The organism is Microcystis sp. M53602_WE12 (assembly GCF_030065455.1).
In the GTDB taxonomy this organism is placed as follows: domain Bacteria; phylum Cyanobacteriota; class Cyanobacteriia; order Cyanobacteriales; family Microcystaceae; genus Microcystis; species Microcystis aeruginosa.
In genome coordinates, this window is the sequence record NZ_JASJFB010000055.1 from 1 (window position 1) to 11,298 (window position 11,298).

At 44.0% G+C, this 11,298-nt stretch carries 12 protein-coding genes and 1 pseudogene; 5 read left to right on the plus strand and 8 right to left on the minus strand.

Annotated elements, in window-relative coordinates; genetic code table 11:
• The 4 genes from PX482_RS02470 to queF form a co-directional block, all read right to left on the minus strand.
• The coding region (locus PX482_RS02470) for a WD40 repeat domain-containing protein (RefSeq protein WP_288122029.1) at nt 1–2,120 on the minus strand (2,120 nt) is incomplete at its 3' end.
• 65 nt (nt 2,121–2,185) lie between these two features.
• Nucleotides 2,186–2,548: a coiled-coil domain-containing protein gene (locus tag PX482_RS02475; protein WP_002763821.1), complete on the minus strand. Its 363-nt coding sequence runs from the start codon at nt 2,546–2,548 to the stop codon at nt 2,186–2,188.
• A 26-nt stretch (nt 2,549–2,574) separates the two neighbouring features.
• Entirely contained in the window at nt 2,575–2,988 is a 414-nt protein-coding gene (locus tag PX482_RS02480; protein WP_043999548.1) for a Het-E N-terminal domain-containing protein, read from the minus strand.
• 686 nt (nt 2,989–3,674) lie between these two features.
• Nucleotides 3,675–4,070, minus strand: a complete 396-nt coding sequence (queF, locus tag PX482_RS02485) for a preQ(1) synthase (RefSeq protein ID WP_002740916.1) — start codon at nt 4,068–4,070, stop codon at nt 3,675–3,677.
• 227 nt (nt 4,071–4,297) lie between these two features.
• On the opposite strand from queF, the gene PX482_RS02490 reads away from it, so the two are divergent.
• From PX482_RS02490 to PX482_RS02505, 4 genes are all read left to right on the plus strand, one after another.
• Nucleotides 4,298–5,479 carry a M20 family metallopeptidase gene (locus tag PX482_RS02490; protein WP_002763816.1) on the plus strand — a complete coding sequence of 394 codons (1,182 nt, stop codon included), beginning with the start codon at nt 4,298–4,300 and terminating at the stop codon, nt 5,477–5,479.
• A 22-nt stretch (nt 5,480–5,501) separates the two neighbouring features.
• A complete protein-coding gene (locus tag PX482_RS02495; protein WP_002763815.1) occupies nt 5,502–5,966 on the plus strand; it encodes an MEKHLA domain-containing protein in 465 nt (154 codons plus the stop codon).
• A gap of 96 nt (nt 5,967–6,062) precedes the next feature.
• Nucleotides 6,063–6,764, plus strand: a complete 702-nt coding sequence (gene pyrF, locus PX482_RS02500; protein ID WP_002763813.1) for an orotidine-5'-phosphate decarboxylase — start codon at nt 6,063–6,065, stop codon at nt 6,762–6,764.
• Nucleotides 6,728–7,264, plus strand: a complete 537-nt coding sequence (locus tag PX482_RS02505) for a hypothetical protein (RefSeq protein WP_052277909.1) — start codon at nt 6,728–6,730, stop codon at nt 7,262–7,264. The genes pyrF and PX482_RS02505 overlap by 37 nt, the downstream gene beginning before the upstream one ends.
• Here the strand turns inward: PX482_RS02505 and prmC are convergent.
• The 3 genes from prmC to PX482_RS02520 form a co-directional block, all read right to left on the minus strand.
• Nucleotides 7,261–8,145, minus strand: coding sequence for a peptide chain release factor N(5)-glutamine methyltransferase (gene prmC, locus PX482_RS02510; RefSeq protein WP_288026275.1), 885 nt, complete (start codon nt 8,143–8,145; stop codon nt 7,261–7,263). The two genes, PX482_RS02505 and prmC, sit on opposite strands and share 4 nt — an antisense overlap.
• Nucleotides 8,146–8,150: 5 nt before the next feature.
• Nucleotides 8,151–8,951 (minus strand): Tic22 family protein, encoded by an 801-nt coding sequence (locus tag PX482_RS02515; protein ID WP_288026277.1) that lies wholly within the window; start codon nt 8,949–8,951, stop codon nt 8,151–8,153.
• A gap of 387 nt (nt 8,952–9,338) precedes the next feature.
• Nucleotides 9,339–9,773: a hypothetical protein gene (locus PX482_RS02520; RefSeq protein WP_052277912.1), complete on the minus strand. Its 435-nt coding sequence runs from the start codon at nt 9,771–9,773 to the stop codon at nt 9,339–9,341.
• A gap of 220 nt (nt 9,774–9,993) precedes the next feature.
• On the opposite strand from PX482_RS02520, the gene mtnA reads away from it, so the two are divergent.
• A complete protein-coding gene (mtnA, locus tag PX482_RS02525; protein ID WP_002763807.1) occupies nt 9,994–11,073 on the plus strand; it encodes an S-methyl-5-thioribose-1-phosphate isomerase in 1,080 nt (359 codons plus the stop codon).
• 26 nt (nt 11,074–11,099) lie between these two features.
• Here the strand turns inward: mtnA and PX482_RS02530 are convergent.
• Nucleotides 11,100–11,298 (minus strand): annotated as a pseudogene (locus PX482_RS02530) (hypothetical protein); the annotation flags it as partial.

Genomic DNA, 11,298 nt, shown 5'->3' on the forward strand with positions numbered 1-11,298 from the left:
CCTGTTTCTACATCCCAGAGTATGATAGTCCCGTCATCACTACCGCTTACCAAAGTCTTGCCGTCAGGACTAAAATTAACGCTATAGACAGAGCCATCATGCCCTTTGAGGGTGCGGATTTCCTTGCCTGTTTCTACATCCCAGAGTATGATAGTCCCGTCATCACTACCGCTTACCAATGTCTTGCCGTCGGGACTAAAATTAACGCTATAGACAGTGCCATCATGCCCCTTGAGGGTGTGGAGTTTTTGGCCTGTTTCTACATTCCAGAGTTTGATAGTCTTGTCATCACTACCGCTCACCAAAGTCTTGCCGTCGGGACTAAAATTAACGCTTGTGACAGCGCTATCATGCCCCTCTAAGTGATTGCGTTCACTTTTGCGGTTGAGAAGTTCCTGTAAGGCATTAGTCACCTCCTTGTTGTACGTCTGCTGCTTTTGTAGAATTTTTCCCGCTTTAATCGCTTCAACGAAAGCCTCCAAGTTTTTATGTTCATTCAATAGAGATAAGGAATATCTACCAAGAGACTCAGCTTGATTATATTCGGCTTCTTTTGTCTTATTCCAAGCCATCCAACCCAATCCCGTACTAATCACCACCGCCACCAAAGAAACCGCCGCAATCCTTCGCGCTGTTCTAATTTTTTCATTTTTTTGTCGTTCTGCTTGACTAATACTCGCCTTAATAAACTCTATCGCCACAGTATCTAAATTAGGCAGAGAATTATTCTTTTGAAACTCAACAATTTTAGCTAACTTAGAACCTCCCCAAAGCTCACTACTCGCTTTTACTGCATCTTGCTTCTGTAAATCATCCCACTGTTTTGCATCAGCATATAAACGACTTCTCAGAACAATTATCTCCTCCTTTTCCCTAATTAAATCCTGTAACACTTTCCAAGAACGAATTAACGCCTCATGCGCCACCTCAACCGTCGCCTTCCCGTCTTCTCCCTTACTCACCAAAAGACGATTATCTATCAATTGATAGAGAACCTCCTTTTGCATTTCCTCCTGTTCAAAACTCGATTTATCCGCCCTTCTGCTAACCGCTTTTTCCCCTTCTAAACTAATTAACTCTAGAAAAATTTCCTCTGCTGCTTTCCGTTGCTGTTCATCAAATTTACTATAAATTTTATCCGCTTGTTTTTCTAGCGCACCCGTTACCCCACCAATCTCTTGATAAATCTTAATATTTAAAACCCGCTCTTGAATATGATTTTTTTCCCACAATAAATCTAACGTATATTGTAACAGAGGTAAAGAGCCAGCCTGTTCATAAAAATCGGCAATAATTTGATTAATTAATCCCTGTTCAAAAATTACCCCATTTCTCGCCGCCGGTTCAGCAATAGCTAATCTTAACTGACTTTCATCCATATCCGTTAACATCTTGCTATACTGATCATGGATTTTTCCTAAACTGGGATAAGGACTTAATTTATCTAAAAAATCCGCCCTCATCGTCATCACAATTTTAACTAAACTATTATTATTTTCAATTAATTTAATCAAACTTTTAATGAAAATATCTCTTTCCGTCTTCGGTGTACGAGTAAATAATTCCTCAAATTGGTCAATAAAAATAAACCATAAATCAGAATTATTTTTTAATCCTTCAACCACCTTAATTAAAGTATCTTCCTTAACAGCTTGTGCTAATTGTGCTTCGGATTGTGTATATCTATTCCTTAAAAGACAATAAAAAGACTCAAAGGGATTAACATCAGGAACAAAAGTTAAATTAACCAATCTATTTGCGCCAAAATTATCCTTTAACTTAGGAATTAAACCCGCTTGCACGAGAGAAGACTTACCACTTCCCGACGCACCTAAAAGCAATAAAACATTCTTTTGCTTTAAATAATCGGTTAACTCAACAATCCAATTATCTCGCCCAAAAAACCTATCCTTATCATCTACTTCAAACTTCCTTAAACCCAAATAAGGTGAACCCGTAATTAAAGTTTGAGCCTGAATCTCAACTCCTGACTTTTGGGTGATAATATATTGATTGATTACACCGCCACTAATATCACCTGCAATTCCCTTAAATTCACCATCACCAATAAGACCTTTAACATCACCACCTATTTCTGAATAATAACTTTTATCAGTCATTTTTGCTACCCCAAAATTATTCTTTTCAAGTTAACTTTAAATTGCAGTTTTAGAATTAGCACTCTTTAAGGACTTCCTACTAAACCAAACAATTTAGCCAAACCGCCTAAAATCGTTACAATTAAAGCGACTAAAATCCCTCGACTGACAAACTCTTGATTCTCTAAGCGCTTTTCCAATCCATCAATTTTTCCCTCTAGACGCTTCTCGACACCATCAATTTTTTCCTCCAGACGCTTCTCGACACCATCAATTTTTTCCTCCAGACGCTTCTCGACACCATCGATTTTTTCCTCCAGACGCTTAATTTCACCTTTAACTTCACTAAGTTCAATCTTAATATCAGTAACATCTTTTTGAAGATTATCTAACTTTTGATTGATTTGAATTAGAAAATCTTTAAGTTCTACCTCAACAGTAATTGACATAAATTTCCCTCCTAAATAATCCTCAACTAATTAATGTTCTGACTAATATTTACACCACTAATATCTCCTGCAATTCCCTTCAAAGTACCATCTCCCACCATTCCTTTAATATCATCACCAACATTAATATTATACTTACCTGCGGCAAATTCTTCAGGTTTTAATTGCTTAAGTAATTCTTCTGCTGTCTTAATAACCTCTGCATCTCTATCAATTTTTGCTTCAAGTAACTCTTCTTTGAGCAGTGTTTTTACCCCCTCTGAATCTGGTTTTTTCTCATGTTTATCGACGATATCACTATCATCTGTTTTCCCTTTTTCTGCAAATTTCTTCTTAATCAACGCTTTTAAACCCTCATAAGCATCCTTAACGGCTGTTCCTGCCGTATCCTTAGCAGCAGCCGCCGCACCAGCAGCCAACGCAGCGAGAATTATTTCCATTGCCTGAGACTCCAAATTAGATATTGCTGACTCAATCTTATACCATTTCTCTAAATGAAAACTACACATCGAATTTAAATCCCCCTTTAAGTTCCCCTTTTTAAGGGGGATTTAGGGGGATTAAACTTCTGTAGTCAGACTTTGGAGAATTGGTATTAGATCAAAGCAAAGTATCTGACGCAATTATGGCGCAGGTATTGGGCGCGGATGGCTTGCTCGTTGGGGTTGTTGGCTACCACTGCAAGCTGGACGTAGGGTAGCGACAGAAGGTGTAAATCCCACCGTCATCGATGCCCTGCTTGTTCGGTAAAAATCGTTCGCACTGAGGAATGATTTCGACGGGATAGCCGAAAATCTGGACAAAACTGGGAGTAGCAGTCCTCTAGATGCGCCCAATCAAGCGCACACTCAGTATGAGTAATACTAAACCAGGTTATTAAAAACTGATTATTTATTCTCCCTTTTGCCTCTTGCCTCTTGCATGAGTGCCTGTCCTGATATGTAAGCCTATACTCAACGGATTTAGTATAAAACCTATCAGACAAAGGACAAGATAGCGATATAACCTGCTTGAGCATCTTCTCCTGTTGACTGGCTACAGACCTTCGAACAGCAAAAAACTTGAACAACAAAAACTAGAACAGCAAGGGATGGAGGCAACCCCATCCCCAAACTAGACAATTATGCTATTCTTTTTTATACATCACCTCCACCACGGTATGGACGTTACCTCTGGGATGAAAATCCCCCTTAACTTTCATCTGCAAGGGTTCGCAAGCGGCCACCAAATCATCTAAAATTTGGTTAATTGCTTCTTCGTGGGAAATATAACGATCGCGATAACTATTAATATAAAGTTTAATCGCCTTTAATTCCATCACCTTTTGATCGGGAACGTAGCTAAGATAAATAGTGGCAAAATCGGGATAACCGGAAAAGGGACACTTACAGGTATATTCCGGCAGAGTGATCTGAATATCGTAATTTCTGCCAGGGCGTGGATTGGGGAAAGTAATTAATGTTCCTTCGGCAATTTCTCTTTCCCCGTACTTAACTTCAATTTTTTCGGAAGACTGAACCATGTTTTTTCCTAACTAGACAATGTTTCCTATCATAGCTGGAATATTCTCTCAAGAGGCGTTACCGAATCAAGAGATGAATAGTAACTCCTGCATCCTATTGACAAATTAGCTTAGTCCCGGGTTGAAAGAATGCCGAGAAGACAATGCAGACTTAAAATCAGCCAAGTCGAATTTTCAGGTAAAAAATGCTCTATGATTAACTCTAAAGATACTGTAAAACTGGTTTCATGCTCTCCGAGATTAAAAACATAGCCGAGAGTCTCGCACCCCGATTAGTGGAGATTCGCCGCCACATTCACGCGAATCCAGAGTTAAGTGGGCAAGAATATCAAACGGCCGCCTATATTGCCGGGGTTTTGTCTTCCTGTGGTCTATCGGTGCAGGAAGCGGTGGGAAAAACGGGAGTTAAGGGAGAATTGGCGGGAAAAGGCAGTGATCGAAGGATTTTAGCCATCCGCGCCGATATGGATGCCCTACCGATCCAAGAAAGAACCGATTTAGACTTTGCTTCCCGCAAACCGGGGATTATGCACGCCTGCGGTCACGATGTTCATGCTACCGTCGGTTTAGGGGTGGCGATGGTGCTTTCCCGTCTCTCGGAACCTTTGGGGGGAAAAATACGCTTTCTCTTTCAACCAGCAGAGGAAATCGCCCAGGGGGCCAATTGGATGATCCGGGAGGGGGTGATGCGGGATGTCAGCGCCGTTTTGGGGCTGCACGTTTTCCCCTCGATTCCGGCCCGATCGATCGGAGTTCGTTACGGGGCCTTAACTGCAGCTGCCGACGATCTGGAGATTTTTATTCAAGGGGAATCCGGCCACGGGGCCCGGCCCCACGAGGCGATCGATGCTATCTGGATCGCCTCGCAAGTAATCACCACTTTACAACAGGCAATTAGTCGGACTCAAAACCCTTTGCGTCCCATTGTCCTCACCATCGGGCAGATTAGCGGTGGTCGCGCCCCCAACGTCATCGCTGATCAGGTACGCATGGCGGGAACCGTGCGATCGCTGCACCCAGAAACCCACGCCCATCTCCCGGAATGGATCGAGAGTTTGGTCACGAATGTCTGTAGCACCTATAACGCTAAATGTCAAGTAAAATATCGTCGGGGTGTGCCATCGGTGCAAAATGACCAATTTTTAACCCGTTTGGTGGAAGAAGCTGGTTTAGAAGCTTGGGGACGGGATCGGGTTTTAATTCTCTCGGAACCCTCCATGGGGGCCGAGGATTTTTCCCTTTATTTGCAACAGGCCCCGGGGACAATGTTCCGTCTGGGAGTGGGTTCTACTAACCTCCTCAATCCCCCCCTTCACCATCCGGAATTTTTAGTGGATGAGTCGGCAATTCTGACGGGAGTGATTACTTTAGCCTACGCGGCCTATAAATATTGGCAACGGCAAGATTAAACCGGTTTTTCAAGATAATTTTATGGAAATTTGGGAAGATTTAGCTATTATAGCTTGGACGGAATTGCTGCTGGATAATTATGAACGATTAATCGGGCGATCGCTTTTACCCCGGATCGGTACTGGCAAAGAACAGAGTAAAATGCTCTTTTATGCCCCTTTTGTCCTAGTTTCCCACGGTACACAAACTAATCCGATCTTCAATTATGGTAATCGCGGTGCCCTCGATCTCTGGGGTTTAACTTGGCCAGAATTATTAACAACTCCTTCGCGAGCGACGGTAGAGGGGGAGGAACCCGCCCAAGAACGCCAAAAAATGCTAGATTTAGTCAAAAAACAGGGCTATATCAACGATTATCACGGGGTAAGGATCACGAAAAACGGTCAACTATTTCGCATCGAAAAAGCGATCGTTTGGAATATCATCGATCGTGATGGCATTTACTGCGGACAGGCTGCCACCTTTGCCGATTGGATTTTTCTCTGATTTAAGCTGTACTGCCTTGAAACTCCGTCCCCACTTCCCCACTCCCCCACTCCCCCATCACCCCACTTCCCCACTTCCCCACTGTATCGCCCCAATATGACCAACTCAGACCGAATTATTGTTCCTCTCGATGTGCCGGATTTAGAATCAGCGATCGCACTGCTCGATCTGCTGCCAGAAGTCAATTTTTGGAAAGTGGGACTAGAATTATTTGTCAGTAGCGGTGCAGAAATTCTAGGGATTCTGCAAGAAAGACAAAAAAAGAGCTTTCTCGATCTCAAATTCCATGATATTCCCAATACGGTCGCCGGGGCCTGTCGTTCAGCTAGTCGCTATCAAGTGGATTTACTCACCCTGCACGCTACGGCCGGACGGCAAGCACTGACGGCGGCTAAGGGGGCAATCTCTGACCTGCTATCGCCGCCAAAACTTCTCGCTATCACCGTTTTAACCAGCCTTAACGCCAGGGAATTAGCCCTCGACCTCAAAATTCCCCTAGAACTATCGGAATATGCCTTAAATCTGGCATTATTGGCCAAGGAATCAGGAATTGATGGGGCGGTTTGTTCTCCCCAAGAAGTGGCGCAATTGCGGCGCGTCTGTGGAGAGGATTTTCTCTTAGTTTGCCCCGGAGTTCGTCCCTCCTGGTCAAGCAAAGGGGATCAAAGTCGGGTGATGACTCCGGCCCAAGCGCTTAAAGCTGGGGCTGATTATCTAGTAATTGGACGACCGATCACTGGTGCCGAGGAGCCAAAGGTAGCATGGGCAAAAATTTGTCAAGAATTAGCCGACATTTAGCTGTATTGCTGGTTATGTTCGGGATTAACTTGCCAGCAGTTAGTCGTCCTCTTTCTAGCTGTCCGGAGGATTTAAATCTTTTAGTCGATCGCCTCTTGTCAGATTTACCCAGTTATGCTAATCGAGTTATTAGCCGCTCCCAAATCGACCAAAAATTATCTACACCGGTTTTTGTGATTATTGCCGGTCGTCCTGAATTTGCACCCCTACCTTTAACTGCCAGTCAATATTCTGGTCAAATTGCCGATGACACTCAACAGGTTTTTTTTACGACTTTAGAGCGTCAGTATAGCAAAAATCGCTCTGTCAGCCTCCAGAATTATCACTGGTTATTTTTAACTAAAACTGGGGAAGGATGGCGATTAGTGACGGTTTACAGTCAATTAGCTGCCCTTGAACCCGCTCAAGTCCCCTTACCTCCCCTAGAAACCAGTCAAGGCACCATCGGCCAAGCGGTGCGTCTCTGGCTGCGGGACTGCGAAGCGGCTGCATTGCGCTAAATTCGCTCGGCCAACACGAAGCGATCGAAACCTGCTAGGTCGTTAATAATCTGAATTTGTCGATAATTGCCCTGATTTTCCAGCATTTGCGCTACTTTTTCCCCTTGACCGGCTCTCATTTCCACTAGCCAAAGGCCTCCCGATCGCAGATAATCGGGAGCAGTGGCCACTAGATAGCGCAGCGCGGTCAATCCGTCTTCACCTCCATCGAGGGCCAAACGGGGTTCATGTTCCCGCACTTCAATTTGTAAGTCAAGGATTTCTGCACTGGGAATATAGGGAGGATTGGACAGCATACCGCTAATCTGTCCTTGCCACTTCTCTAGGGGGGTCCACCAAGAACCCTGTTTTAAGATAATTCTGTCGGCAAAACCCGTCTTGATGATATTTTCTTTGGCGATCGCTAAAGCCGTTTGACTGTAATCAATAGCATATATTTCTGCTTTTGTCAAGATACTGGCTAAACCAATAGCGATCGCGCCGCTACCGGTTCCCAGATCTACCCAGATTCCCCCGTCGTCTCCTCTGACGGTTTCTCCAACAATATCGATTAATAACTCGGTTTCGGGACGAGGAATTAAGACTTCTGGGGAGACTTTGAGGGTAAAATTACGCCAGACCACCGATTCGAGCAAATACTGTAAAGGAACCCTTGATTGCAGGCGTTTTTGCCAGCGTTTAGTAATTTCCGACCAAGAATAACTCAAGGGGATTTTTTCTCGTTCGCGAAAGGATTGTAAGCGCAGGGAAAGAGTATCTAAATCTGTCACTGCTTGCAGAAAGATATCCACTTCTTTCGGAGATAGTTGCGCTTGCTCTAAATCGGCGATCGCCTGTTGTCGCCATTGACTTAATTCTTGACCGGAAATACTCGCAGACACAAGGCTTAACGATTGGGGGCGGGGGGATTATTGGTATTATTATTAGGGCGTGGCTGATTTGCCGGGGGTTGGTTGGGAGCCTTTTGGTTGCTATTTGCCCGAATAAAATCAATCGTTTCTTGGCTAGGATAGAGGAGAATTTTAGTTAAAGCTTCATCGTTACTTTGTTGTAGGGTAGCGATGACACTTTCTAAGGGAATAACATCAATTTTCACCGTGGTCGCTTCTGCGGGATTAGCTTTTTTATATTGTTCTACCATTTGCAAAGCGGCGGCCTTTTCAAAGAAGAAAGGAATAAAATCCTGATTATTGCGATTGATCACCAGAAAACTACTCTCTTTTCCCGCTTTCGGCACAAATAAAGGTACACCACCTTGATATTGTTGACCTCTTTCACTGAGCAATTTTTTCGCTGATTCTACTTCCGACTCTTTGGGAACAAAATCGATAATTAAACGATTTTGATCGGTTTGACTGGTTTGCATTTTATAGACCTGTGCCAAAGAAACAGCCTGAACTTTAACTTTGCTGGCAACTTCAGGATTCTCTTTTTTCAGTCTTTCAAAAAAGTTTTGTGCGTCCTGTTGACTGATAAAAACTCCCGTGAATTTCTGTTCTTTTTCTCCCACGGCAATTAGGGGAACTCCTTGATCGTCGGCAATAGCGAAGACAGGTACAGACTGCAAGGTTCTGACGATTTGTTCTTCCGGTAAAGCGAGTGCTTTAGAATAGCTGCCCAGCAGCGAAGTCAACATTGTCGTTCCCACTAAACCAAGAGTTGCTGTCCAACGAATGAGAGATTTCATCAAAATAATTACCTCGTTATTACTATTAACCAATATTTGCCGTTAATCTGAACTATATAGTCTATTTGACTCCTCCGATCAGGAGTTTTTTGATGAATAACCAGCCCCGAAAGTTCCCTTTATTGGCTTGCTTCTGAACCATCATAGCTAAAAAGCTCCATATTTGGTGAGATGTGGTCGCAGCGGCGGCCAGGAAATAGGGGCAATTTATGGGCTGATCTGGGGAATAATAGGGATTAATTGGATTTTTTAAGCTACATTTTCAAAAAAATCGCTTTAGCTACGGTTTAAGCTTGCTTTTGCTTTCATAAGCACCAACTTGAGATCAAAAGGCATCCTCTTGTCTGAATCAGTTAGTCAACTGGCTACCCCTTGATCTTGGCACTGCTAATGACTTTCCGAGAAATCGCGCGGATGGGCGATCGCTAACCGCAGCCATTGATAGGAAACTAGATTTAAAATCAGTCCGATGATCAATAAAATTGCCATGAGAGCGATTTGATACCAGGCGATCGGTCTGACCAGAAGATCGGCGATCAGATGGGCTAAATTCAAGACAGAATAGAGAATTGTCAGCCAGAAATGGGCCTTTCTCAAGGAGCGACTTTCGCTAAAATTGACCCCGATAATCGCTAACATTGGCAGCAAAAAAAAGAGCAACATTCCCCAGAAAATCGGATCGAGATTGCTGGTTTGATGACTCTCGACGATCGATTGACCATGGAAAAGCGGCATTAAACCCAGTTGGGTGTGAAATAGAGTTCCCAAGAGGAATGTTGTCCAGAGAGCGGCAATTTTTTCGGGATATTTCGCTGTTTTCACGGTAATTATCCTCTTAATCGGTTAGTATAAAAGGTCGGGCTAGGTGAGAAAGTATTCTTAAATTTTTCCTAGTCACTTATCTATACATTCTAAAAAAAGTTTCTGTATTTAAAATTACTTTTTACAAAAAAACACAAAATAGTTTTTACTGCTGATCAGCCGTGGAGAAAGGCCGCTGCTATAGTGGTAAATTTAGCTAATTCTCAATCTAAAAATGTTTATGACCACAACCACTTGCGAGAGTAACTCAATCTATCCCGTGCGTTGGCAAGATAATAAAGTCTGGCTGATCGATCAAACCCGTTTACCCATGGAGTATGGGGAAGTTGAGATCACCAGCAGTGAAGCCATGGCCCGGGCGATCGAAACGATGATTGTCCGCGGCGCTCCGGCCATCGGGGTGGCGGCTGCATACGGTATGGTTTTAGGAGCGCAGGAAATTACCACCGACCAGAAAGAGCAATTTCTGGCTGATTTAACTAGAATAGCCGATCGATTAGCCCAAACCCGGCCGACGGCGGTGAATTTATTCTGGGCGATCGAGCGAATGTTAAAAGTGGCCAGGGAAAGTGGCCCAGAAGTGGCAGTAATTACCAAAAATCTCCTTGAAACTGCCCAAAATATCCAAAAAGAAGACGTGGAAACCTGTCGGGCGATCGGTCACCATGGTTTATTGGCGCTGCCGGAGCAACCGGAAAAACTGACAATTTTAACCCACTGTAATACTGGTTCCCTAGCCACGGCCGGTTATGGTACTGCTTTAGGGGTAATTCGTTCCGCTTGGACAGCAGGGAGATTAATACAAGTGTATGCAGACGAAACCCGGCCGCGGCTGCAAGGGGCAAAATTAACCGCCTGGGAATGTCTGCGGGAGGGAATTCCCGTCACCGTGATCACCGATAGCATGGCGGCCCACTGTATGCAGCAAAAACTGATCGATGCGGTGATCGTTGGGGCCGATCGCATTGCGGCCAATGGGGACACGGCTAACAAAATCGGCACCTATTCCCTTGCGGTGGTGGCAAAAGCTCATAATCTGCCTTTTTATGTGGCCGCGCCGCTATCGACGGTGGATTTTTCCCTTAAGGATGGTACGGGGATACCGATCGAACAGCGCGATCGTGCCGAAATTTATCAGGTGGGGACAACTACCCTTTGCCCTAGAGATGTTAACTTTTATAACCCCGCTTTCGATGTTACTCCCGCCGCTTTAATCACCGCTATCATCACGGAAAAAGGAGCGGTAACACCGGCTGAATTAATTTTTTTACCTAAAATGTCGGATGAATGCCCCCGCTAGATTTTTCGACAAGATACTCACTAAAATTAGAACGTAGGTTGGGTTGAAGCATGAAACCCAACGCCGGCATGGGTTACGCTACCGCTAACCCATCCTACAAATAATTTTGCCTCCTTGCTTAATAATCCTAATGAGTCTCCAAATGTATCCTTTTTTGGACGAAAATGCCTAAGTCCCAATGAGTCTCCAAATGTATCCTTTTTTGAACGAAAATGTCTAAGTCCC

Excerpts from the sequence above, each read along its gene's own strand:
- PX482_RS02475 (WP_002763821.1), bottom strand. The coding sequence starts at position 2,548 with ATGTCAATTACTGTTGAGGTAGAACTTAAAGATTTTCTAATTCAAATC.
- PX482_RS02480 (WP_043999548.1), bottom strand. The coding sequence starts at position 2,988 with ATGGAAATAATTCTCGCTGCGTTGGCTGCTGGTGCGGCGGCTGCTGCT.
- queF (WP_002740916.1), bottom strand. The coding sequence starts at position 4,070 with ATGGTTCAGTCTTCCGAAAAAATTGAAGTTAAGTACGGGGAAAGAGAA.
- PX482_RS02490 (WP_002763816.1), top strand. The coding sequence starts at position 4,298 with ATGCTCTCCGAGATTAAAAACATAGCCGAGAGTCTCGCACCCCGATTA.
- PX482_RS02495 (WP_002763815.1), top strand. The coding sequence starts at position 5,502 with ATGGAAATTTGGGAAGATTTAGCTATTATAGCTTGGACGGAATTGCTG.
- pyrF (WP_002763813.1), top strand. The coding sequence starts at position 6,063 with ATGACCAACTCAGACCGAATTATTGTTCCTCTCGATGTGCCGGATTTA.
- PX482_RS02505 (WP_052277909.1), top strand. The coding sequence starts at position 6,728 with ATGGGCAAAAATTTGTCAAGAATTAGCCGACATTTAGCTGTATTGCTG.
- PX482_RS02515 (WP_288026277.1), bottom strand. The coding sequence starts at position 8,951 with ATGAAATCTCTCATTCGTTGGACAGCAACTCTTGGTTTAGTGGGAACG.
- mtnA (WP_002763807.1), top strand. The coding sequence starts at position 9,994 with ATGACCACAACCACTTGCGAGAGTAACTCAATCTATCCCGTGCGTTGG.